The organism is Aeromonas salmonicida, from assembly GCF_028355655.1.
GTDB lineage: Bacteria > Pseudomonadota > Gammaproteobacteria > Enterobacterales > Aeromonadaceae > Aeromonas > Aeromonas salmonicida.
Window position 1 is genome coordinate 1,608,735 of the sequence record NZ_CP110645.1, and the last position, 23,161, is coordinate 1,631,895.

Genomic DNA, 23,161 nt, shown 5'->3' on the forward strand with positions numbered 1-23,161 from the left:
TATGATCTTACTTCTTACACTGACATTATTAAACTCTTATCCTGGCGAAGGAATTGAGTTTGCATTGATATTCTTTAGTTTTGCTATTGTTTCGGCATTTTTGATTCTACCAAAAAATAAAGACTTATTTGATCCGTTCTATCTTTTTTCACTTTGTTATGTAACGTTTATAGCCTCTGCATATATTTTGAGGGTTAATGGATTAAATAATAATCATTTTATCTCTACCACTAATTTCTATAACAACATCGATACTGTATACATGTACGGGCTCATAGCATTAATCGTCTCATACATTTCTGCATTAACCGGATATTGGTTTTTCTCAACTAATTCTCGTGTCCATAAGCCTTTTCATTCTAGTGCTTTCGATTCAAAGACTATATTCTATATAGCAGTTTTTTTATATGTTATTGGTCTCGTGAATTTTATGATTAATATATTTATCATATCCTCAGGCGATATTGTGCTATATTATAAAACTATATCCATGAGGTATTATGATTTTCAAGGACCAGTAACAACGCTTGGCTATCATAGTATGTATATTGCTTGCTATATATTTTTCATTTCTGCAATGCAGAATCGCAAGCTTAATACTATGATAAGCATTATAGTAATTTCTTCATTTTTGATTATGATATCAAATGGACGAATCGCACAGTCTATTTTTTATCTTACAACGTTTCTTATAATATATTACTATTACAATGGAAGTTATAAATTAAACGTTAGGTATTCGTTTCTAGGTATGCTTCTAGTTCTAGTTGGGATTAGTGTATATGGTTTAAGGATCGCGAGTAGTTTGAGTTTAAATACGGTTGATGGCGGGTTTGAACTATCAACGTATATAAGTGAGTTCCTTAGTTTTGATTACCTTTCACATATACTCTTTGATAAGGGCTATACTCCTAACTTTGCCTTACTCATGAAGGTGATTGATTCATGGTCATATGATATAGGGTACATGTATGGCTCTACGATATTACACCCTATATTCAATTTTGTTAGCCCTAATGTATTTGGGCTTGTTGAAATGCCCGCAGTATTAGCTAAGCAACAATGGTACATGCATACCCAAGATGGGAACTTACCAGTCACAGGTATTGGTGAGATGTATGTCAATTTTTCGTATATGGGTTTTATTTTTGGTATGTTTCTCTTTGGCGCGCTAGGCGCTTTAATTAGAAATTTAATGATTAAAACTAGAAGTGCGATTTTCTTGATATTTTATGCCAAATTCATCATTGGTTTTTATATGCTCTACCCCAAGGGGGAACTCAATAATCTTTCAGTTTTTTGGATGCTATTTCCATCGATTTCAATATACATTATTGCCATCGTTGTAAATAAGTTAAAATATAGAGGCTCAATGTTCGTTCTGGAATAGCATATCAAATGATATTTGATAGTGAAGTATTTATTCGGCCATGTTGGCAAGACTAGTTTAGTTGAGCTGGTATGTATTAATTAGGATTGTTTTTATTATTGGTAACTATAACTTATGAAAGTTGCACATATTACAACAGTACACAAACGACATGATGTTAGAATTTTTTTTAAAGAATGTACGTCTCTTGTTACTGCTGGCTATGACGTATATTTAGTCGTCGCCGATGGCTTGGGTGATGACATAGTTAATGGTGTTAACATTATTGACATTGGGCTTCCTAGAAGTAGGTTTCATCGGGTATATTATGCAACCAAGCTAGCTTATGATGTGGCAATGAGAATAAATGCTGATATATATCATGCACATGATCCGGAATTGCTTCCGCTTTTATTTAAATTAAAAAAGAAAGGGAAGTTGGCTGTCTTTGATTCACATGAAGATGTTTACAAGCAGCTTTTGAATAAGTCGTATATTCCCAGATTGCTTCGCATGTTAATTGCTAAGTCATATTCGTTTTTGGAATCTTTTATATGCTCAAGAATTGATGGCGTTGTTTGTGCAACCGAATCTATTCAACAAAATTTCGCTAGAAAAAGTAGAATATCTGAGAACATTAACAATTACCCTATTCTTAATGAGGGGGCTCAGTTTAAACAAAAAGTTGACAATGAAATAAAATCTGTTTGTTTTGTTGGTACGATTGAGCCTGATAGGGGAATTGTTGAAGTTATGAAGGCGATTAGCCTGCTTGAGTATGAAGTTAAATTGAATTTATCTGGAAGTTTTTCATCTGAAGATTTTAAAAGCAAGTTATCTCAATGTGAAGGCTGGAATAACGTTGTATTCCATGGGTGGCTAGATCGTGTCAGTGTAGATACCTTAATTAAACAATCGTCATTGGGACTTGTCACGCTTCATCCTATGCCAAATTTTATAGAGGCATTGCCGGTAAAAATGTTTGAGTATATGAGGGCCGGAGTTCCGGTTTTGTCATCAAATTTTCCACTTTGGAAAGAAATTGTCGCCGGTAATAACTGTGGGTTGTGTGTAGACCCTCTTTCCCCTCAGGAAATTGCAACTGCGATTGATTCAATAATATCCAATCCTGATATGGCGAGTGAAATGGGTAATAATGGTTTGAATGCAGTGACTGAGAAGTATAATTGGTCTCGAGAAGAAAGTAAGTTATTTAATTTCTATAGAAAATTACAAAGCTGAGTTTATATATGACATTGCCTTTAGTTACTGTAGTCATACCATCGTATAATCATATTAAATATGTTGAGAATGCATTGAAAAGCGTGCTCGAACAGAGTTACAGCAATATTGAGTTGATAGTTATTGATGATGGTTCTTCCGATGGTTCAGTTGAATTTTTGAGGGGTTTATCATACGGTGAATCATTTATTCTTATAGAGCAGTCTAACGCCGGTATATCAAAGACTCTGAATAAGGCTATCCAGGGCTATTCCCATGGGGAGTATATATGTATCTTGGCGTCAGATGACTATTTTCATCCAGAAAAAATAGAAAAACAGATAAAAGCAATTGCACAGTATCCAGGCTCCGAGTTTTGTTATACCAAGGCGAGAGAGTTTGACTCTGAAAGTGGGGATGCTATACGCGAGTTTCCTAAAAAAATTATTCAGGGTAAAGTTCTCGGCAGTGTGTTTTTTCATCAGCCTTATGCTGCCGGAACAATCATGTTTACTCGGTCGCTATTTGATAGGGTGGGTGGGTTTGATGAGGGATTGAAAATAGAGGACTGGGACTTTTCTATCCGATGCGCAGCTGAAACTAGCTTTAGCGTTGTGGATGAGCCTCTGTTTTTTTATCGTTCACATCAGAATAATACGATTAAAAAATTGGATAGGCGCGTTGTATTTAAAAATAAAATGCAAACGTTAACTAAAAATTACATGCTTATATCCCCTTCTCGCTGGATATGGATTGTTATTGTTCACTTTATTTTTGATCACTATTTGTTTAACTTTAAAAGAGCTATTCAGTCTATAATGAAAAAATAAGATTGATATATTTTTGATGCAATTAGGGTAGTCTTATGAGTTTAATAAAAACTATTGATTTTGATATTCTTGGTGATGCAAGAGGATCCTTGGTTAGCTTAGAAAGCAATAAGAATATCCCTTTTGACATTAGGCGAGTGTATTACATATTTGGTACGCAAAAGGATGTGGCACGAGGTTTTCACGCACACAAGCAACTGAAGCAGGTTGCTGTTTGTGTTAAAGGTAATTGCCGTTTTATATTAGATGATGGGCATCATAGGGTGTCTGTATTGCTAGAGTCACCCAGTAAAGGATTGTATATAGATGGGGTGACTTGGCGAGAAATGCATGATTTCAGTGAAGACTGCGTTCTAATGGTTCTTGCTAGTGAAAATTATGATGAAAGTGATTATATTCGGGATTATCAGAAATTTTTAGAGGTTACTCGCAATGTTTCTTCATCCCCTCAGTGATGTGCAAACGTCTGACATTGGTAAAGATACTCGAGTCTGGCAATTTTCGGTTATTTTAAAACAGGCTAAAATTGGTTCAGATTGTAATATCTGTGCACATACTTTGATCGAAAATGATGTCATTATTGGAAATCGCGTTACGGTAAAGTCAGGTGTTTATCTTTGGGATGGTATAACTGTCGAAGACGATGTTTTTATCGGGCCTTGTGCAGCATTCACCAATGACAAACATCCTCGTTCAAAAGTATATCCTGACTGCTTCTTGAGAACTGTATTACAAAAAGGCTGTTCTATCGGTGCCAATGCGACGATATTACCTGGTATTACATTGGGTGAGTATTGTATGGTTGGTGCTGGTGCTGTAGTTACAAAAGACGTTCCTCCTTATGCTGTGGTCATAGGGAATCCGGCAAAAGTAGTAAAGTTTGTAAATGAAAATTAAAATCCCCAATTAATTATATGGCAATTCGGTGATGACAATGATTCCCTTTCTTGATCTAAAATCCATCAATGCACGATATCAAACTGAATTAAAGATTGCATGTGCTCGCGTTATCGATTCTGGTTGGTATGTCATGGGCAATGAGCTAGCCCAGTTTGAAAGCGAATTTGCGACCTTTTGTGGCACCAAGCATGCCATTGGTGTGGCCAATGGATTGGATGCATTGATTCTTACGCTAAGGGCTTGGAAAGAGCTTGGTATGCTGCATGCAGGTGATGAGGTCATTGTGCCGGCCAATACTTATATTGCGTCGATTCTGGCGATTACCGAAAATGACCTGGTTCCGATATTGGTTGAACCTGACCCCTCTACTTATAACTTCGACCCCGTAACTGTGTGTGCTGCAATCAGTCACAAAACAAAGGCCATGCTGCCAGTTCATCTCTACGGTCAGCTTTCACCTATGCCGGAGTTAATGGCCATTGCCAAAAAATTCAACCTGTTGGTGTTAGAAGATTGCGCGCAAGCACATGGTGCCGAGCTTAACGGCAAGCGTGCTGGTAACTGGGGTGATGCTGCTGGTTTCAGCTTTTACCCAGGTAAGAATTTGGGGGCGTTGGGTGATGCGGGTGCAATCACCACTAATAATGATGAGTTAGCGCAGACTCTGAGAGCATTACGTAACTACGGTTCCCACCGTAAATATGAAAATTTATATGAAGGTGTCAACAGTCGCCTGGATGAGATTCAAGCTGCGATGCTGCGGGTTAAACTACAGTATCTTGAAACTGATACGGCTCGTCGTCAGCAGATAGCTGCTCGCTATTTATCAGAAATAAATAATGAAGCCATTTATCTTCCACACCTGACAGAAACCAAGGCGCATGTATGGCATCTTTTTGTCATTCGTAGTGTAAATAGAACTACACTGCAGTCATATCTAACAGAACAGGGTATTCAGACTCTTATCCACTATCCTATCCCTCCCCATAAGCAGCAAGCATACTCTGAGTGGAGTGAGCTCTCATTGCCTCTAACCGAAGAAATTCATGAGCAGGTACTCTCGCTGCCTTTAGATCCAACAATGTCAGAAGAGGCCATCAGCAAGGTCATTTCAGCAATTAATAAATTTAAATAGCCCATCTAATGGGGATTCTAAATAGCCAGAGGGCGTCTATGAGCAAGGTGATTTTAACCGGTTCCAATGGTTTTGTCGGTCGTGCGCTGTTAGGCCAGTTATTGGCCAAAAGCCATCAGGTGACGGCACTGGTTAGAAATGATAATTATGTCCCTGTGGGTAGTGAACAAGTCATATTCGGAGAGCTGTCAGCATTGTCAGTTGACACTGCAGCATTTGAACATGTTGATGTCATTATTCATTGTGCGGCAAGGGCCCATATTTTAAAAGATAACCTGCAAGATCCGCTCGCTGCTTTTAGACAGGTTAACGTGGATGGTACCTTGGGTCTTGCAAAAATGGCAGCGGCCAATGGGGTAAAGAGGTTCATATTCATCAGTTCGATAGGAGTTAATGGAAATTTAACACAGTCCCCTTTTACCATCGAGGATCAACCGGCCCCTTGGGATGATTACTCTCGCTCCAAGCTGGAGGCCGAAGAGGGATTGAAGGCTCTCTGTTCAGCCACTGGCATGGAGTATGTGATACTCCGCCCTCCATTGGTTTATGGTGCTAATGCACCAGGGAACTTTGGCAAATTGGTAAAGGCAGTAATGAAAGGCTTACCTCTACCCCTGGGAGCCATTCATAATCAGCGGAGTCTGGTTGCGTTGGATAACCTGATTGATTTGATAATGAATTGTCTTGAGCACCCCAAGGCTGTAAACCAAACATTTTTGGTTAGCGATGATCAGGATGTGTCGACAACTGAGTTATTGCAAAAGGTCGCCCATGCCTTTGGTAAGAAAACAAAACTGCTGCCAATACCTATGAGCTGGATCCAGAGGGTGGCAAGTCTGCTAGGTAACAAGGCGGTGGCGGATAGGCTATGTGGTTCATTGCAAGTGGATATTACCCACACCAAGGAGATGCTTGGATGGAAGCCACCGGTGACGATGGATCAGCAATTGGCTAAGATAGCCGCCTCAATGCAATCATCAGTACGGGATGTATAGAATATGACCACGTTTCTCATTCGCACACTTGACATTATTTTCTCTCTATTAGGATTGGTGTGTGCATCACCTGTGATCCTGGTGCTGATTTTGATCGGTTTATTTGAAACAGGCTCACCGATTTTTTGTCAAGTGAGGGTCGGGCGACATAAAAAACCCTTCACTCTCGTTAAGCTACGTACTATGAAAGTAGGTACGGCTTCCGTTGCCAGCCATTTAGCCAATGCATCAGCCATTACCCCTTTTGGCAATTTCTTACGTAAAAGTAAACTTGATGAACTCCCACAACTCTGGAATGTTTTGAAAGGCGAAATGAGCTTGGTAGGGCCGCGTCCCTGTCTGTTCAATCAGGAGGTGCTGATTTCTGAGCGTGAAAAGTACAACGTATTTGACGTTAGACCTGGGATTACCGGTTTGGCTCAGGTTAATTCTATTGATATGTCAACTCCTCAGTTGCTTGCGGAAACAGATGCAAAGATGATTGAGTCTTTAACTCTGAAAAGTTATTTTACATATATTCTGCAAACAGTAACTGGTAAAGGAAGCGGTGATAGAGTGAAACACTGACTATTGCTTTATGGTTGTCCCTCATGATTGCTGCATGGATATTATTATATGCTGACATTTTTTCTAGGATTATCTCGGCCATTCAAGCGCATTATTTCTGTTATTATAGATGCGGTTTTGCTTAGTATTGCTTTTTGGGGTGGGTATTGGGTAAGATTGGATACGGCAATGCCCGTTAAAAGTCTCCTGCACTGGGAGCTTTTGGCCATTCTCGTGCCTTTCACTGTTTTTGTTTTCGTCAAACTGGGTCTCTACCGTGCCGTATTACGCTATGTCGGATTTAAAGTCTTATGGACTGTGGCACTGGGTGTTTTTTGTTCAACAATATCTCTAGTGATGTTGGCATTTTTTATGGAAGTGGCCTTGCCAAGAACGGTATCTGTTATTTATTTTGCTTTTGCAGTACTGCTTGTTGGTAGTGTCAGGCTATTTTTCAGAATGTTGGTGAATCAGGGTAAGCATAATCGTACACCTGTATTGATATATGGTGCAGGGTCATCAGGCCGTCAGTTACAATTAGCCCTCAATCAGGGGCACGAGTTTTTTCCGATTGCGTTTGTAGATGACGATCCCGCGATTCGTAAAGCAGTGATCCAAGGCATAAATGTTTATAGCCCAGATTTGATTGGTGATTTGGTTTCTCGCTTTGACATCAAAAAAATCCTGTTGGCAATGCCCAGCGCGTCACGCGCTGTGCGCCAAGATGTTATCCATCGTCTGGAACATTTCCCCTGTGAGGTACTATCCATTCCAGGAATGGTTGATCTTGTTGATGGCAAAGCACATATCGACGAATTGAAAGAAGTATCTATTGAGGATTTATTAGGTCGAGATGCTGTCAATCCTATACCTGAGTTAATGAACGCCAACATTAATGGCAAGCGTGTTATGGTCACAGGTGCCGGTGGATCTATTGGTTCTGAACTTTGTCGTCAAATACTTCGTTGTAAACCAGAAAAGCTAATATTATTTGAGCTCTCCGAATATGGTTTGTATGTCATCGATAAGGAGTTAAATGAGCTCTGTCGTATGGAGAGTATAGAAGTTGAAGTCATTCCATTGCTTGGATCTGTGCAGCGTCAACATCGTCTTAAAGCTGTGATGAGTAATTTTAATATTCAAACAGTTTATCATGCCGCGGCTTATAAACATGTTCCCTTGGTCGAATATAATGTTGTTGAAGGTGTTCGCAACAACGTTTTTGGTACATTGTATTGTGCACAAGCTGCAATAGAATCTGGTGTCGATACGTTCGTCTTGATTTCAACGGATAAGGCTGTTCGTCCAACTAATACCATGGGGGCAAGCAAGCGCTTGGCTGAATTGGTCTTGCAGGCGTTGGCTGCAGAGCAAAGCCATACTCGCTTTTGTATGGTTCGTTTTGGTAATGTGTTGGGATCTTCAGGGTCTGTCGTGCCATTATTCCGTCAGCAGATCAGAGATGGGGGGCCACTTACTGTCACGCATCCCGATATTATTCGTTATTTTATGACTATTCCCGAAGCATCTCAGTTAGTTATCCAGGCAGGAGCCATGGGCATGGGCGGTGATGTTTTTGTGCTTGACATGGGTAAACCTGTGAAAATTCTGGATCTAGCACATAGGATGATCAGACTAAGTGGGTTGGACTTTAAGAGTGAGCAGAACCCTGATGGTGATATTGAGGTTAAAATAACTGGTTTACGACCTGGCGAGAAATTATATGAAGAGTTATTGATTGGTGAGCAGGTAGAAGGCACTGAACATCCAAGAATTATGAAGGCTACCGAGCAAATGTTGGTTTGGTCAGAACTTCGTGCATTTTTGGTCGAGTTAGACGCGGCTTGCCATGGCTTTGATCATGAGAAAATTAGACAATTACTCTTGAGTATTCCTGCGGGCTTCACTCCGACAGATGGTATATGTGATTTAGTTTGGAAAGCCAGACTGGCCAGGCAAGGAACACCAGTATTACCAGCTGTTACTGATATTGATTTTTTGACATCAGAGGCTGACTTGCCAATACATTAATAAGAGCCCTTTTCTATACAGGAAAGCAAGATATTTAACAGTCGCTGACTTTTAAATTGGTTAAGCTTGAGTTATCAGATTAGTGGTAAATGACAGGAGATTCTTCGTCACTCTTGCTGAAGATCTGAACCTTGTCATGGTCAGATAGATATTAATTTCGACCCGGCTCTACGATGGGCAGGGAACAATAATGAGTTTTTATATGCAATACCGTGCTACTGATATAGCTGATGTGATGATCCTCACGCCACAAGTATACCGTGACCATCGTGGCGAATTCATGGAGTGTTTTCGTCAGAGTGAATTTGAGCTGCATTGTGGGGCGTACGATTTTGTACAAGACAATTTGAGCCGTTCCTGTGGGGGAGCTTTGCGAGGGTTGCATTATCAGCAACGTCATCCACAGGGAAAGTTGGTACAGGCAATAACTGGCACCATTTTCGATGTTGCAGTGGATATCAGGGCTGGTTCTCCTACTTATGGCGCCTGGGTGGGGCATATATTGAGTGCCGATCAAGGGGAGCTGATGTGGATCCCCCCCGGTTTTGCCCATGGTTTCTATGTGATGAGCGAGATGGCGGATGTTTTTTACAAGTGTACCGATTATTATCAGCCTGATGATGAGCATTGCATCCGCTGGGATTCTTCCTCATTGGCAATAAATTGGCCACTGTCGGATAAGTACCCTCTGTCTTTGTCTGATAAGGATCGTCAGGCGGCAGAGTTAGTCATCATGATGTGAGCTTGGATAAGACATCAGATTTTTTGAGTTTTTATGGATAAGAGATAACAAATGAAAGAAAGAACGCCAGATGTGCCAGCACAGTGGGTACCACCCACTGGCTCTGATGAGATTGATCTGCGTGAGTTGGTCTTGGTGTTGTGGCGCCAGAAGCTGTTGATCCTCTTGGTCGCAGGTGTGTTTGCCATCGTCGGGATTGCCTATGCACTATTGGCCCCGCAGACTTGGTCAGCCAATGCTGTGATCCAGGTACCCGAGAGAAAGGATCTGCTCCCCATGTTGCGTGTGGCCAGTCAAGCCAAGTTGTTGGGAGTCACAGGTTTTCCTGATAAAAGTACTTTGTATAACGAGTTTGTTCGTGAGTTCAACGCTTATGAGAATCGTCGTGAATTTTTGAAAAGCAGTGAGTTATTCAAAAATTATGTTGCAACAGCTCAACTGGATGAGAAGGGACAACGTAAATGGATACGTGACTGGGCAAAGTTTATTTCTGCCGAGCCTGTTGATAAAAGTGGGGTTAAACCTGGCGTGATGCTGACAGTGAGTGCCGCTACTTCCAGCGATGCACTAAATATGTTGGAGAGTTACATTCGTTTCATCTCCACTAAGCAGCAACAACGTTTGGTCAGTGAGTTGGCTGATCAGCAATCGATAAAACTTGATGTGCTGATGACGAATTTAAAGCTCACAACAGAGGATGCTGAACGAGCACTCAAGCGTGAAATTAGCGGAACGGCACTAACAATCTCTATTGCCAAAGCTGCAGGTGTTTCCCAGCCCCTTGCGAATTATAATAATGGGGAACGCTTTCCTATCACTCTGGGTACCAAAGGGTTGGAAGAGAAACTGAAGGTGCTCAAGACTATTGACTTGGATACTTATCAGCCAAAACTTGCCGGTTTGCAGACTCGAATAGAGCGCCTGAAAAAGGTGAAGCTTGATGACATCAACTTTAGACCTTTTTCATATCTTGAGGCTCCGGAAGAACCCCTGTCACGGGATAAACCCAAGCGCGCCATGATAGTGGTATTGGCCACTTTGCTCGGTGGCATGCTGGGCATCGGCATCGTGCTGGTACGCCATGCTTTCCGTCGGCCTGAACAGGCATAATGTTTACCAAGTAAGTAACGGGGGCTTTGCCCCCTTTCTTTTTTGGGGTTGGTGATTGTGTTCAAAAGAATGAAAGCAAGGGGTCAGGGCCGATGAGGATGACAACAAGGGTCTTTGGGCTGGTCAGCGTGCTGTATTGGCTTCTGGCCATGCATTTTTTCATGCACAACCCCGGTGGTGCCGGGCTCTATCTGCCATTCAATGCCTGGGGCTGGGTCTTTGCCAGCCTCGTCATCGGCCTTGGACTGTGGCAGGTCACCCTGCAACAGCGGTTGATATTCTCTTCATTGCAGGCCTGGCTATGGCTTGGTGGATTCCTGTTGTTGCTACCCATGGCGTATCCCGGTTTGGAACTCAAGGACTATGCCATTCCGCGACTGCTGGGGTTGTTTGCCGGTCTGCTGTTTCTGTTTTGTCTGTACCAATGGCAACTGGCTCGTCAGGCCCGTGATCAGTTGCTCTATCTGTTGTTGGGAGCGGTAGCGATAGAGGCCTTGCTCGGGCTGGTGCAGTATTACCTGCTGACCCCAGGCAACTGGCTCGGTTATGACACTCGGGCCAATCGCCCTTATGGCATCTTTCAGCAGCCCAATGTGATGGCGACCTTTATGGCGACCGGACTTTCCCTCGCCATCTGGCTTGAGCTGCGCGGCAATGCCAATGTCTGGCTACGAGGGCTGCGTTATGGGGTGATCCTGGCGGCCAGCGTGCTGCTGGTGGTGTTGCAATCCCGGGTGGGACAACTGGGTGGCTTGCTGGCCCTGATCCTGATTGCGCCACAGTTGCATCGTCAGCATCAACTGGCCCGTATTCTTGGCCTGGTTACGCTCGGTGTCGGCCTGGGGTTGGCGTCCCAATACGGGATCAGCGGCGTCAAGCGCGGGCTTGAGGTGTACCAATCCGGTGGCATGCGCTCCGTCTACTGGCCCTATGCCGCCAAGCTGATTGCGGAATCCCCCTTGGCCGGCTGGGGTTACGGAAGTTTTGAGACCACCTTCCTGCATCACTACATGGCTGACAAGGCGCTGAACCCGGCCATGGTGCAGATTGAATACAACCTCGATCACCCCCACAACGAGTTTCTCTACTGGGCGGTGGAAGGCGGGCTGGCCCCCATGATCGGCATGGCGCTGATGGGCGGTGCTCTGTTGTGGCGGCTTGCCAGGGTGGGCTGGGTCAAGGGGGGGGCGCTGCTGGCACTGGTGACCCCCATACTGCTGCACACCCAGACCGAATATCCGCTCTATCACGCCATCGCTCTGTGGTGGGCTCTGCTGCTGCTGATCCATGTGCTGGATGCGGAAGTGGAGGAGGGGATGCAGACAGCCAGCTGGCGTGAATATGTCTATCGCCCCTGGTTGCTGTTGCGCTTCATGGCCATCGCCATCCCTGTGCTGGTTGTGCCCTTCATGCTCACTGCCATTCATACCGCCTGGGTGGTAACCAAGTACGAGCGCGGCGGTTACAAGGATCCAACCTTGCTGCTTGATGTCGTCAACCCCATGGCCTGGTTGACCCGGGTGGAGTTTGACGTGAACTCGGTGCGCTTGATGGTGGGCTTACAGACTGATAACAAGGCGGAGCTGGAAGCCTATCTCGACTGGGGTCAGGCATTTGTACGCCATACCCCCAGAGCCAATATTTACGCGAATATGGTGATCGCACTCGGTGCTCTTGGGCGACAGGAAGAGGCGCAGGCGCTGCGAACGCAAGCCCTCATGCTCTATCCGGGTGATCCCTTGCTAACTGGCTCGGCCGCCAAATCCGTGGCCACTGCGCTGGAGGGTAAACCCTCCTCCTGATGCCCGGCGGCAGGTGCAAAGCAGGGCGGCAAGGTTGCGCGATGTTTCACCAACCGCACTACTGCTTCGCAAAAATAGGCGCCTTTGCTGGACGGCAGAGGCGCCATGGCTAAGATAGTGGCCTCAACGTCTTGTTTTAGAAAGGGAGTATGAAATGGAGTTAGTGCTAGGCCCATTGGAAGCCCGCGTGATCGGTGCTCTGATAGAGAAAGAGATCTGCACGCCGGATCAATACCCCCTCTCCCTCAATGCCCTGGTCAATGCCTGCAACCAGAAGAGCAACCGCGAACCTGTGCTGGATCTCTCCGAGCTGGATATCCGCGCCGTGGTGGATGAGCTGATCCGCAAGCGTCTGGTCGTCAACACTGCCGGTTTCAATGCCCGGGTACCCCGTTACCAGCACCGCTTTTGCAATACCGAGTTTGGCACCCTCAAGTTCAGCGAGCAGGAGCTCGGCATCGTCTGTGAGCTGCTGTTGCGCGGCCCGCAGACACCGGGCGAACTGCGCTCTCGCACTAATCGCCTGTGCAGCTTCGATGATGTCACTCAGGTGGATACGGCACTGGCCGCCCTGATTGAGCAGGGGCCCTATGTGGTCAAGTTGCCCCGCGAACCGGGCAAGCGTGAATCCCGCTACGCCCATCTGTTCAGCGGTGAGGTGGATCTGCAGGCGCTGGCCGAGGCTTCCCCTGCCAGCAGTTATGCGTCCCCGGCGGCGGACAGGTTGAGCGCGCTGGAAGAAGAGGTCGAAACCCTCAAGTCACAGTTGCAGGCTCTGGAAGCCCGTCTGGCGCAACTGGAGGGCTGACATTTCGGCACGTTTCTCCCTAAAGAGGCGCTACGGCGCCTTTTTTATTGTCATTTCGCCGAGGTTCTCCCATCTTGGCATGTCTTCTTCCATCCTTTGTGATCCTCCGTGCTCCTTGGTTTATATGAGCCAGTCGGCTTTTTTTGAGTTATTTCGCGGTTAAGGGTCGAGCCGCCGCCGCTTTCCCGTTAAAATTCCGCTTTTGCACCTGCCCGTGAGTCTTGATGTCTGCGTTCACCCTCTCTTTCGATTGTTATGCCCTGCTCAGTGAGCTGCAGTTGCAGCGCACCGCCAGTACCCGCTATTTGCAAGAACAGCTGCAAGCGCAGATGCCGCTCGGGCGGGCGTTGATCGACAAGTTGGAGCAGTTGCAGCAGCAGGGACTGGTGCGCCTGCGCGGGGAGCAGCAGTGGAGTCTGACGGCAGAGGGAACCCTGGCGCTGATCCTGGCGGTACGTTCGGGTGCATGCCCCATGCCGAACTGGGCACGGGTGCCCTCGGTCACCGGCCAGGAGATGGCGCAGGCGCTGGTACGGGAGCTCTGTCTTGGTGAGGCGGGTCAGGTGCCGACCTACTATCTTGCGGCCGATTTGCTTGGCCTGCTCGACGTGACCGATGCCCATCGCCTGCTGCCGGGCTCCAGCCCGCAATGGCAGCAACTGATGTTGATGCACTTCTCCCTGCAAACCCTGCTTGATGCCGAGCCAGGGGCGCAGTGGCCGCTCGCACCGGTTGCCAGCGCCTGTGCCCCCGAGCTGAAAAGCGTGAGCGAAGGGTTCGCCGCCGAATGGCAGTGGCTCTGTGGCGACCTTGCCGGCGAGGTCACCACACACTGGCCCGCCTTGCAGCAGTTGGCGGAGCAGGGGGGAGAGCAACCCCTTGCCGAACGGCTGCTCGGTACCTTGGGCCAGTGGCAGGCAGAGGGCGCCAAGGGGCAGTGGCCGCTGATGTTCAGTGCTCTGCTCTGGCTTGGTTGGTTGCAACAAGCTGACCCCGTGATCGCCAGCGAGCAGCGCAAGAAGTGGCAACGCAGTCTGGGTAATCAGTTTCCGTTGCTGGCGGATCTGCTGGGTCAGTGGGCCGGTGATCGTCATGGTCAGGCGGTCGGTCTGTTCGACACCCTGCAACTGCCGCTGGAAGAGTTGCACTGGGGTTACCTCTGGCTCGATCTCTGCGCCCTTGCCAGGCACGGGGAGCAGAGTCCCCAGGTTGCCATACTGCACAAGTGGGATCTCTCCCATGTGCTGGAGGCACAACCCCATCACAGGCTGATGGCCTTTTGCCAGGATCTGCTGCGACTCCTGTTGGGGCAGGGGGCGCAGCGCGCACCGCTGCAGCAACTGCGAGCCGCCAACGGGGATGACGCATCCGCTGACCAGGACGAAGACGACAAGACGCCCGCCTCGGCCAGTTGGCTCAACTGGCTGCAGGGGTTGGGGCGTTCCAGCGGTGTGCGAAAGGCGCAGGAGCGGCTGGTCTGGCTGCTGCACGCCGAAGGGCCAGAGCTTGAGTGCAAGATCCAGAAGCAGAGCACCAAAGGGGAGTGGACCGCCGGTCGCCGGGTCGATCCCGCTCTGCTCTCGACTCAATATGCCGCCCTGCTTGACGAAGAGGACTGGGCGCTGGTGCGCACCCTGCCGAGGGTCATGGGCCAGCTGCCACGAGAGGCCTGGGCGCCCCTTGCCACTCATCCGCGCCTGTTCAATGCCAAGGGGCAGAAGTTGCAACTGGCCGTCAGTGCGCCACTGTTGCAGATTGTCGCCACCGAGCAGGGTATGAGTGCCTTGCTGAGCCCGTCCGCCGCGGCGCGCGGTGCCCATATACTGCCGCTGGCACAGGATTTGTGGCAGCTCATCCTTACCCCCCAGGCGCTGCTCGATCGTCTGCCTGCACTGGAATCTATCCCCCTGTTGCCCGCCGAGGGCTTAAGCGAATTGCAGCGCACCCTGGACGCCATCCCCGATCTGCCCTGGCACAGCCAGGTGGCAGGTCTGCAAGGCAATGCCGAATTGGCCCCCTGGCCCGGTATTCCCTCGGTACAGCTGGATTGGCAGGATGGCCAGCTTGCGGTCAAGCTGGTGACTCGGCAGGGTGAGTTGCCGCCGCTTCCCCTTGGCAAGGGGGAGGCCATAGTGCGCCAGGGGATCAAGGATTATCACTACTGGCAGCGGGATCTTCTCGCCGAGAAGGGGCAGGCCCAGCAACTGCGTAATTCACTGCCCATAGGGCTGCCAGGGAGTGAGTGGCTACTTCAGGGGGAGCAGGCGCTGGCGCTGGTCAACGCCCTGCCCGAGCTGGTGGATGCCGGTGTGGTCATTCACTGGCATCAGGACAGCGCCCGCCTCAAGAGTCTGGACGAAGCTGCCCTGAGCCTGCGTATCGAGCGGCGCCAGGACTGGTTCCAGGTGGAGGGGGCACTGGCCCTCGATGAGCACCAGATCCTCGATTTGCGTCTCATCCTGCGCCAGATGACGCCAGGTCAGCGCACCGTCCAGCTCGACGAGAAGACCAGCCTGATGCTGAGTGACAAGCTGGTGGAGCGGCTCACCATGCTGGGCGCCATGCTGGATGAAGAGCAACGCATCAACAACAAGCTGGCCTATCCGCTCACCCGCCTGCTCTCCGTAATCACCACTGAGGGGGATGACGCCTGGCACTCCCTGCAACAGGAGTGGCAGCAGGAGGTGGAGTGCCCGGCCGAACTGTTGACCCCGCTGCGGGATTATCAGAAGGATGGGGTGCGCTGGCTGGCGACCCTGGCCCATCATGGCTTCGGCGCCTGTCTGGCCGATGACATGGGTCTGGGCAAGACCTTGCAGGCGCTCATAGTGCTGCGCATGCGTCAGCACCTGGGCCCGGCGCTGGTGGTGGTGCCAAAGTCAGTGGTCACCAACTGGCAGGAAGAGGTGGCGCGTTTCGCCCCCGAACTTGAGGTGGTGGTATTCGAGAACCCTTCCGAGCGGGAAGGGGTGATCCGTGATGCCAGGGCCGGCCAGGTGATCCTGCTCAACTACGGCATGCTCGGCAGCCTGGCGGAGGCGCTCAAGTCCCGCCGCTGGTCGAGCATGGTGCTGGACGAGGCGCAGCAGATCAAAAATGCCGGCACCCAGCGTGCCAAGCTGCTGTTCCAGCTCGAAGGGGATTTTCGCCTTGCCCTCTCCGGCACCCCTATCGAGAACCACCTGGGGGAGCTGTGGAGCCTGTTTACCTTTATCAACCCGGGTCTGCTTGGCAGCCTGGGCGAGTTCAAGCGCCGCTTCGGCAAGGCGGTAAAAGATCCCCAGCACATGGCCCTGCTGCGGGCTGTGATCAGTCCCTTTATCTTGCGTCGTCTCAAGCAGCAAGTGCTGACCGAGTTGCCGGACAAGACAGAGATCATTCATCACATCAGTCTCTCCCTCGAGGAGCGCCAGTTGTACGAGGCAACCCGGCGCGAAGTGGTGCAGCAGGTGCAAAGTGCCGATGGCCGCGCCCTGATGCACGTGTTGAGCGGCCTGACCCGGCTGCGCCGGCTCTGCTGCTCCCCCGAGCTGGTGATGCCCGAGTGGTCCCAGACCAGCAGCAAGCTGGACGAGGCGATGGCGCTGCTGGACGAGGCCATCGGCAACGGTCATCGAGTGCTGGTGTTCAGCCAGTTCGTCGATCTGCTGAGCCTGCTGCGCGCGCGCATTGAACAGAAAAAATGGGATTACTGCTATCTGGATGGGGGCTGCTCCGCCAAGTCCCGCCAGGACTCCATACTGCGCTTCCGGCACGAGCCGGTGCCGCTGTTCCTCATCAGCCTCAAGGCGGGGGGCACAGGTCTCAACCTGACCCAGGCCGATACGGTGCTGCACCTGGATCCCTGGTGGAACCCGGCTGTAGAAGATCAGGCCAGCGATCGGGCCCATCGCATGGGGCAGACCCAGCCGGTGACTGTCTATCGGCTGGTGTGCGAGCAGACGGTGGAAGAGAAGATAGTCGCCCTGCACGACGAGAAGCGTGCACTGGCCGATGGCCTGCTCAGCGGCCAGTCCGAAGTGCGCGGGCTGGATGTGGAGAGCCTGCGCGCCCTGCTGATGGGCTGATCAGGCCGACGCCGTGTACAAGGGGGGATCGCCAGCAGGCGATCCCCCCTTTGTTTATGTCTGTGTCTGCAAAGGAGATCCCGTCAAAGATGTAGAGATGCAGCCAGGCCAGCGGAGTGGCGAATGGGCATCTTGCCGCACCATCAGGAGAGGGGGGCTGCCGGTTCGTGGTTACCCCTGATAGAGGTAGAGGTGCAGCCGCTCTATGATGGGCTCACCGCCAATCTTGCGATCTCGCCTGGCCTGGCGCAGTTTGGGCGGGTAGTGGCCAAGGTGGGTGACGCCGGGCTGGGTGTCTGAGCAGAGCAGCAGGGGCAGGCTCGCCTTGAGCTGCTGCTTGCGGGGTTCCCTGTTCTGCCAGAGCAGGTTGATCATGGGGTGAGTCTTGACCGGTCGCCGGATCCTGAGCTCGGCATCGGCAGGCAGGCGGCGAAGGTCATAGACCTCCTGATCCACCATCTTGCTCCACTCCTCATTGTTGGAGAGCGCTGGAATATAGCGGCGGCTGCGCTCCAGCATCTCCAGCACCTGCTCCCGGCTGAGGCGGTTGATGCTTTGTTTGTCGGCCCAGGTAAAGCCGAGGGAATGCAACTCACCCTCCAGCAGGGTCAGCTTGCGGTAGACCTGCAAGGTGATCACCCCGGGCAGGGCCCTGTGTACCAGCTCGAATTTCTCATCCCGCCCACCTGCCTGTTGCACCAGCCCCTTGAAAGCGAGTTTGCGGGTGTTGATCTCCTCGATCAGTGGGCGCAGCTGGCTGGCGCTGGCGGCAGAGAAGCGCAGCCAGCCCGGCAGGCGGTGGGTAGCCTTGGTGGAGCAGCCGGGGCGAGCACTGTGATCCTGATAGGCCGCCAGGGTGGCCGCCAGTGCTTCCTCTCCACCCAGATAGCCCACTTCTATCTGCTCGATGGGCTCGTGTTCCTGCCCCTGGGGTACGGCAGGAAGGGGATAGACGTGAGCCTCCAGCAAGGGTAGCTGCGCCAGCTGTCGGGCCAGGCGGGCCAGCGCTTCTTCGAGCGCGTCCATCTGTTGACGCAGGGCGGCAGTCGGAGTAAATGTGTCCATCGGCATGTCCTGTGGTCGCCCCTGTCACACCCTCCACAGGGGCTGGCAGAGACGTGGCTAAACTACTGTATAAATAACCATACCAGCATGCCGAAAGCGCGCCAAGCATCTCCTTTTCGGTGCGCTTGGCGAGGGTCAAAAACGATAGCCATTTGAGTGTGTTTATTTTGTATCTATCTGTTAAATAAGGATCAATAAAAGATCTATTGATTAACAACTGGATGTAAACTCCAGGTTGCCCGCCTCGCCTTGAGATCCCGTGACTGCATAGCCAAGACAAGAAACTGCATAGTTAGAGGTGTGCCATGCAGGAGAATATGCTGCCGGTCTTTCAGACGGAATAAAATGATTATTTAATAGTTTAAAATCAATCTGTTATGTTTTTTAGACTGACGATATTCACCATTAGCTTTACTAATGCGTTGTATCAAAATTCGTCAATTGAGTCGGCTGTCCCTCCTGACTAAGCTTTGCGCAACAAATTCGCACCCCGCGCAGACATCATCAAGAGGAGCCACATCATGGCCAACATGACTTATACCGAGACCGGTTACCATCATTCCAGCCAATCGAATCTGGTTGCTCGTGTCAAAATGACAGTGCTGACCTGGCTGGAACGCAGCCGCAGCCGTCGCCAGCTCTCCGAGCTGCCCGAGTACCTGCTCAAGGACATCGGCCTGAACGAATCTGATCGCTATCAAGAGACCACCAAGCCGTTCTGGCGTGGTTGATCTGCCGGGCATGGATGCCTTGTTTTTCTGCTGATCCTGATTGCTTAATCCCGACTTGGCCCGTGCCAGCGTGTGAATAATTACCTGATATTATTTCTTCCCCGCAGTGCTGTTTTACTTCCCGTGATTTCCTCTTCCTTTACCCTATACTTTGTCGATTTGTCACTATCTGTCGCCAGCTTTGTATTCTTACTGTTTGAATTTGTTTAAAAACTGATTTTAAGCCCACACGCCTTGCGTATAATCCGCCCATAGCGTTTCTGACAAAAGGGTGAGATGGATGATTCCCCAGCATGATTTTTTGGCCCTAACCCGCCACCACGAGTGGCAGCTTGAGCCCTTCGCGTTTGACCTGCCCGATGGCTCCCGGGTGAGCGTCTGGGATACGGGAGTGCTCTGCCTGGAGCCTGCCAGTGGCGCGGGCGATCAGTCCGGGGGACGCAAGGACATAGTGCTTTCCTGCGGCATTCACGGCAACGAAACCGCGCCCATCGAGATCTGCAACCAGCTGCTGACCCGGCTGCTCAGCGGCGAGCTTAGCGCCCGTCATCGGGTGCTGTTCCTGTTTGGCAACCCGGCCGCCATAAACCTGGGGTTGCGGGAGGTGGAGGAGAACATGAACCGGCTCTTCTCCGGTGCCCACAGCAAGGGGGAGGGGCTGTGCAATCAGGAACGCATTCGCGCCATGCGGCTCGAGCAGTATGTGAGCCGCTTCTTTGCCGATCCGGCCCGGCCCCGTTATCACTACGACCTGCACACCGCCATTCGCGGTTCGCGTCACGAGAAGTTTGCTGTCTACCCTTTCCTCCATGAGCGGCCGCATTGCAAGGAGCAGGTGCAGTTCCTCGGTGCCTGCGGGGTGCGTACCATACTGCTCTCCAGCGGTCCCACCACCACCTTCAGCTATTACAGCTCGCACCAGCATGGTGCTCATGCTTTCACGGTGGAGCTGGGCAAGGTGCGCCCGTTTGGCGAGAACGACATGACCCGCTTCATCGAGACCCGTCAGGCGCTGCAGGAGCTGGTAACTCGAGATGAGGTGGCGCTCGAGCCTTGGCGCGCGGATGACTTCACCATTTTTGCCATCGACCGGGTGATCAACAAGCGTTCGGAGCAGTTTCGCTTCCTGTTTGCCAGCGATGTGGACAATTTCACCGAGTTTCCCCAGGGATTCGTGCTGGCCGAGGATGGTGAACTGCGCTACACGGTAGAAAAGACGCGGGAAGCGGTGGTCTTCCCCAACGCCAATGTGGCCATAGGTCAGCGTACCGTGCTGCTGGTGGTGCCGACCCGTTTGTGGGAGTGAGCCGACCCCGTCTTCTGTGCCATAGACCTGCGCGTCGTCCGGCTGGTGACGCGAATCCATTGATATGGGAGTGATCCCGCATCCACCCAAAAGGGAGCCCGAAGAGGCTCCCTTTTTCGTCTCTGCTCAGCCGAAAAGTTCAGTGTCTTTCTGAAATTAAAGAAGTTTCTACTGGTCTTACCTGGTTAAATCACATTGCTCTTTGGTTAACATCTTATTTACATTCTAAGGGTCACCTCATGGTGGTGACGTTGACAACGGCAAGGAGCCAGTTATGACCCATGTCGACATCCCTTTCCTTCGTTACCTCGATGAGGAAGGGCGCCCGGTCGCGACACTGCCGACCTGGCTGGACAAGGCGATACTGCACACTTTCTACCGCAACATGGTGATGGTGCGCAGCTATGACAAGAAAGCAATCGCGCTGCAACGAACCGGCAAGCTCGGCACCTTTCCCTCCCATCTGGGAGCCGAGGCGGTCGGGATAGGCGTCGGTCTCGCCATGCAGGAGCAGGATGTTTACGTGCCCTACTACCGGGACATGCCCACCCTCTACGTGCGGGGCGTACCCATGGAGAAAAACCTGCAATATTGGGGCGGGGATGAACGGGGTTGTGTCTTTTACAAGGCCGATGGCGAGCTGTCGGAGGACCTGCCCATCTGCGTACCCATCGCCACCCAGATCACCCATGCCGCCGGCATAGCGGCGGCCTTCAAGTTGCGCAACCAGCCTCGTGTCGCCGTGGTCACCATAGGTGACGGCGGTACCTCCAAGGGGGACTTCCTGGAGGGGCTCAACTGCGCCGGTGTCTGGCATCTGCCCATGGTGATGATCATCAACAACAACCAGTGGGCCATTTCTGTGCCGCGCAAGTTGCAGTCGAGCGCACCCACCCTGGCCCAGAAAGGAGTTGGCGCAGGGGTACGCAGCATCCAGGTCGACGGCAACGACGTGGTGGCTGTTTATGATGCCACCCGCATCGCCGTCGAGCGCGCGCGCAGTGGCAAGGGGCCGACTCTCATAGAGGCGATCAGCTATCGGCTGGGGGATCACACCACGGCCGACGATGCGACCCGCTATCGCGATGCCGCCGAAGTCGAGGCCGCCTGGGCCAAGGAGCCGGTCAAGCGGCTGCGCCAGTTCATGGCCGAGCAGGGCTGGTGGGATGAGCATCGGGAGCAGGCGCTGCTGGCCGAGGCGAGCCGGGAGGTTGATCGCGCCGTGGCTGCCTATGAAGGCACGGCCCCGCAGGCGCCGGAAACTCTGCTCGACTATCAGTTCGCCGAGTTGCCCAGGGATTATCGCGGGCAGCGCCAGCGCATCATCGCCAAGGGCATGCAGCGTCACGCCGGGGAGGAACGCTCATGATCGATGAGATGAGACTGCAGGATGCCATCAAGCCTGCCTGGTGTGACGACATGACATGCCACGGAAATGCGGTGGCTGATGACGCCGAGTGGGGGAGGACGCATGAGTGAAATGACACTGCTCGAAGCCATCAATCTGGCACTGCACCATGAGATGGAACACGACCCTGATGTGGTTGTTCTGGGGGAGGATGTCGGGGTCAACGGCGGGGTGTTTCGGGCCACTGTTGGCCTTCGCGACAAGTTTGGCTTCAAACGGGTGATAGATACACCGCTGGCCGAGGGGCTGATCGCCGGGGTGGCGGTGGGGATGGCAACCCAGGGACTCAAGCCGGTGGCCGAGTTCCAGTTTCAGGGCTTCATCTTCCCCGGCATGGAGCAGATCATCTGCCAGGCCGCGCGGATGCGTAACCGCACCCGTGGCCGTCTCTCCTGCCCCATCGTCTATCGCTCTCCCTACGGCGCCGGCATTCACTCGCCGGAGCACCACAGCGAGAGCGTTGAAGCCCTGTTTGCCCATATTCCGGGCCTGCGGGTGGTCATTCCCTCCAGCCCGAGGCGCGCTTATGGCTTGCTGCTATCGGCCATTCGTGACCCGGATCCCGTCATGTTCTTCGAGCCTGATCGTATCTATCGCTCCATGAAGTCGGACGTGGTGGATGACGGTGTCGGCCTGCCGTTGGATGTCTGCTTCACCCTGCGGCCGGGGCGGGATATCACCATGGTTGCTTGGGGGGCCTGTATTCAGGAGGTGATGCGGGCGGCGAGCCTCTTGGCGGAGCAGGATATCCAGTGCGAAGTGCTGGATTTGGCGACCATCAAGCCGCTGGACATGGAGAGCATTCTGGCGTCGGTGCGCAAGACAGGCCGGCTGCTGGTGGTGCACGAGGCGTGCGGCAGCTTCGGAGTGGGCGCCGAGATAGTGGCGCGGGTGACCGAGGAGGCGTTGACCTCCCTCAAGGCGCCGCCCAAGCGTCTCACCGGTGTGGATGCCGCCGTACCCTATTATCGCAACGAAGAGTATTACCTCATCACAGAGCAGGATATCGCGGATGCGGCTTACCAGCTGATGGAGAACAAATGGCTATGACATTTTTCAAATTTTGGCGCTTCAGCAGCCGAGCAAAAAATAGCC

Annotated in this window: 19 protein-coding genes; 18 read left to right on the plus strand and 1 reads right to left on the minus strand. The window is 51.2% G+C overall.

Going from position 1 to position 23,161, the window contains the following annotated elements:
* Window position 1 precedes the first annotated feature (1 nt).
* The 14 genes from ONZ54_RS07840 (at window position 2) to ONZ54_RS07905 (ending at window position 17,556) form a co-directional block, all read left to right on the plus strand.
* Entirely contained in the window at window positions 2-1,390 is a 1,389-nt protein-coding gene (locus ONZ54_RS07840) for an O-antigen polymerase (RefSeq protein ID WP_271787861.1), read from the plus strand.
* A gap of 114 nt (window positions 1,391-1,504) precedes the next feature.
* Window positions 1,505-2,611, plus strand: a complete 1,107-nt coding sequence (locus tag ONZ54_RS07845) for a glycosyltransferase (RefSeq protein WP_271787862.1) — start codon at window positions 1,505-1,507, stop codon at window positions 2,609-2,611.
* Between the two features lie 8 nt (window positions 2,612-2,619).
* Window positions 2,620-3,420: a glycosyltransferase gene (locus ONZ54_RS07850; RefSeq protein ID WP_271787863.1), complete on the plus strand. Its 801-nt coding sequence runs from the start codon at window positions 2,620-2,622 to the stop codon at window positions 3,418-3,420.
* A 35-nt stretch (window positions 3,421-3,455) separates the two neighbouring features.
* Window positions 3,456-3,875 carry a sugar 3,4-ketoisomerase gene (locus ONZ54_RS07855; protein ID WP_271787864.1) on the plus strand — a complete coding sequence of 140 codons (420 nt, stop codon included), beginning with the start codon at window positions 3,456-3,458 and terminating at the stop codon, window positions 3,873-3,875.
* Window positions 3,853-4,317: an acyltransferase gene (locus ONZ54_RS07860; protein ID WP_271787865.1), complete on the plus strand. Its 465-nt coding sequence runs from the start codon at window positions 3,853-3,855 to the stop codon at window positions 4,315-4,317. The genes ONZ54_RS07855 and ONZ54_RS07860 overlap by 23 nt, the downstream gene beginning before the upstream one ends.
* 31 nt (window positions 4,318-4,348) lie before the next feature.
* Window positions 4,349-5,455, plus strand: a complete 1,107-nt coding sequence (locus ONZ54_RS07865) for a DegT/DnrJ/EryC1/StrS family aminotransferase (protein WP_271787866.1) — start codon at window positions 4,349-4,351, stop codon at window positions 5,453-5,455.
* A gap of 38 nt (window positions 5,456-5,493) precedes the next feature.
* Complete coding sequence (locus tag ONZ54_RS07870; protein WP_271787867.1) at window positions 5,494-6,450, plus strand: UDP-glucose 4-epimerase family protein; 957 nt, start codon at window positions 5,494-5,496, stop codon at window positions 6,448-6,450.
* Window positions 6,451-6,453: 3 nt separating this feature from the next.
* Window positions 6,454-7,017, plus strand: coding sequence for a sugar transferase (locus tag ONZ54_RS07875; protein ID WP_271787868.1), 564 nt, complete (start codon window positions 6,454-6,456; stop codon window positions 7,015-7,017).
* A gap of 48 nt (window positions 7,018-7,065) precedes the next feature.
* Window positions 7,066-9,027, plus strand: a complete 1,962-nt coding sequence (locus tag ONZ54_RS07880) for a polysaccharide biosynthesis protein (protein WP_271787869.1) — start codon at window positions 7,066-7,068, stop codon at window positions 9,025-9,027.
* 190 nt (window positions 9,028-9,217) lie between these two features.
* Window positions 9,218-9,769: a dTDP-4-dehydrorhamnose 3,5-epimerase gene (rfbC, locus tag ONZ54_RS07885; protein ID WP_271787870.1), complete on the plus strand. Its 552-nt coding sequence runs from the start codon at window positions 9,218-9,220 to the stop codon at window positions 9,767-9,769.
* Between the two features lie 51 nt (window positions 9,770-9,820).
* Entirely contained in the window at window positions 9,821-10,879 is a 1,059-nt protein-coding gene (locus ONZ54_RS07890; RefSeq protein ID WP_271787871.1) for an LPS O-antigen chain length determinant protein WzzB, read from the plus strand.
* 98 nt (window positions 10,880-10,977) lie between these two features.
* Window positions 10,978-12,681: a PglL family O-oligosaccharyltransferase gene (locus ONZ54_RS07895; RefSeq protein WP_271788259.1), complete on the plus strand. Its 1,704-nt coding sequence runs from the start codon at window positions 10,978-10,980 to the stop codon at window positions 12,679-12,681.
* 154 nt (window positions 12,682-12,835) lie between these two features.
* On the plus strand, window positions 12,836-13,489 hold the full coding sequence (locus ONZ54_RS07900) for a YceH family protein (RefSeq protein WP_043556697.1): 654 nt from the start codon (window positions 12,836-12,838) through the stop codon (window positions 13,487-13,489).
* Between the two features lie 224 nt (window positions 13,490-13,713).
* Window positions 13,714-17,556: a DEAD/DEAH box helicase gene (locus tag ONZ54_RS07905; protein ID WP_271787872.1), complete on the plus strand. Its 3,843-nt coding sequence runs from the start codon at window positions 13,714-13,716 to the stop codon at window positions 17,554-17,556.
* Between the two features lie 171 nt (window positions 17,557-17,727).
* Here the strand turns inward: ONZ54_RS07905 and ONZ54_RS07910 are convergent, their stop codons facing one another.
* Entirely contained in the window at window positions 17,728-18,621 is an 894-nt protein-coding gene (locus tag ONZ54_RS07910) for a DNA replication terminus site-binding protein (protein ID WP_271787873.1), read from the minus strand.
* A gap of 521 nt (window positions 18,622-19,142) precedes the next feature.
* Between ONZ54_RS07910 and ONZ54_RS07915 the strand changes: the two genes are divergently transcribed.
* The 4 genes from ONZ54_RS07915 (at window position 19,143) to ONZ54_RS07930 (ending at window position 23,116) form a co-directional block, all read left to right on the plus strand.
* On the plus strand, window positions 19,143-19,352 hold the full coding sequence (locus ONZ54_RS07915; protein WP_042870650.1) for a DUF1127 domain-containing protein: 210 nt from the start codon (window positions 19,143-19,145) through the stop codon (window positions 19,350-19,352).
* Between the two features lie 280 nt (window positions 19,353-19,632).
* Entirely contained in the window at window positions 19,633-20,658 is a 1,026-nt protein-coding gene (gene astE / locus ONZ54_RS07920) for a succinylglutamate desuccinylase (RefSeq protein WP_271787874.1), read from the plus strand.
* A 274-nt stretch (window positions 20,659-20,932) separates the two neighbouring features.
* Entirely contained in the window at window positions 20,933-22,027 is a 1,095-nt protein-coding gene (gene pdhA, locus ONZ54_RS07925) for a pyruvate dehydrogenase (acetyl-transferring) E1 component subunit alpha (RefSeq protein WP_271787875.1), read from the plus strand.
* Between the two features lie 102 nt (window positions 22,028-22,129).
* On the plus strand, window positions 22,130-23,116 hold the full coding sequence (locus ONZ54_RS07930; RefSeq protein WP_125729305.1) for an alpha-ketoacid dehydrogenase subunit beta: 987 nt from the start codon (window positions 22,130-22,132) through the stop codon (window positions 23,114-23,116).
* Window positions 23,117-23,161 lie beyond the last annotated feature (45 nt).

What these genes read in the sequence shown, in the direction of transcription:
- ONZ54_RS07840 (WP_271787861.1), top strand. Translation starts at nt 2, where the DNA reads ATGATCTTACTTCTTACACTGACATTATTAAACTCTTATCCTGGCGAA.
- ONZ54_RS07845 (WP_271787862.1), top strand. Translation starts at nt 1,505, where the DNA reads ATGAAAGTTGCACATATTACAACAGTACACAAACGACATGATGTTAGA.
- ONZ54_RS07850 (WP_271787863.1), top strand. Translation starts at nt 2,620, where the DNA reads ATGACATTGCCTTTAGTTACTGTAGTCATACCATCGTATAATCATATT.
- ONZ54_RS07855 (WP_271787864.1), top strand. Translation starts at nt 3,456, where the DNA reads ATGAGTTTAATAAAAACTATTGATTTTGATATTCTTGGTGATGCAAGA.
- ONZ54_RS07860 (WP_271787865.1), top strand. Translation starts at nt 3,853, where the DNA reads ATGTTTCTTCATCCCCTCAGTGATGTGCAAACGTCTGACATTGGTAAA.
- ONZ54_RS07865 (WP_271787866.1), top strand. Translation starts at nt 4,349, where the DNA reads ATGACAATGATTCCCTTTCTTGATCTAAAATCCATCAATGCACGATAT.
- ONZ54_RS07870 (WP_271787867.1), top strand. Translation starts at nt 5,494, where the DNA reads ATGAGCAAGGTGATTTTAACCGGTTCCAATGGTTTTGTCGGTCGTGCG.
- ONZ54_RS07875 (WP_271787868.1), top strand. Translation starts at nt 6,454, where the DNA reads ATGACCACGTTTCTCATTCGCACACTTGACATTATTTTCTCTCTATTA.
- ONZ54_RS07880 (WP_271787869.1), top strand. Translation starts at nt 7,066, where the DNA reads ATGCTGACATTTTTTCTAGGATTATCTCGGCCATTCAAGCGCATTATT.
- rfbC (WP_271787870.1), top strand. Translation starts at nt 9,218, where the DNA reads ATGAGTTTTTATATGCAATACCGTGCTACTGATATAGCTGATGTGATG.
- ONZ54_RS07890 (WP_271787871.1), top strand. Translation starts at nt 9,821, where the DNA reads ATGAAAGAAAGAACGCCAGATGTGCCAGCACAGTGGGTACCACCCACT.
- ONZ54_RS07895 (WP_271788259.1), top strand. Translation starts at nt 10,978, where the DNA reads ATGACAACAAGGGTCTTTGGGCTGGTCAGCGTGCTGTATTGGCTTCTG.
- ONZ54_RS07900 (WP_043556697.1), top strand. Translation starts at nt 12,836, where the DNA reads ATGGAGTTAGTGCTAGGCCCATTGGAAGCCCGCGTGATCGGTGCTCTG.
- ONZ54_RS07905 (WP_271787872.1), top strand. Translation starts at nt 13,714, where the DNA reads ATGTCTGCGTTCACCCTCTCTTTCGATTGTTATGCCCTGCTCAGTGAG.
- ONZ54_RS07910 (WP_271787873.1), bottom strand. Translation starts at nt 18,621, where the DNA reads ATGGACACATTTACTCCGACTGCCGCCCTGCGTCAACAGATGGACGCG.
- ONZ54_RS07915 (WP_042870650.1), top strand. Translation starts at nt 19,143, where the DNA reads ATGGCCAACATGACTTATACCGAGACCGGTTACCATCATTCCAGCCAA.
- astE (WP_271787874.1), top strand. Translation starts at nt 19,633, where the DNA reads ATGATTCCCCAGCATGATTTTTTGGCCCTAACCCGCCACCACGAGTGG.
- pdhA (WP_271787875.1), top strand. Translation starts at nt 20,933, where the DNA reads ATGACCCATGTCGACATCCCTTTCCTTCGTTACCTCGATGAGGAAGGG.
- ONZ54_RS07930 (WP_125729305.1), top strand. Translation starts at nt 22,130, where the DNA reads ATGAGTGAAATGACACTGCTCGAAGCCATCAATCTGGCACTGCACCAT.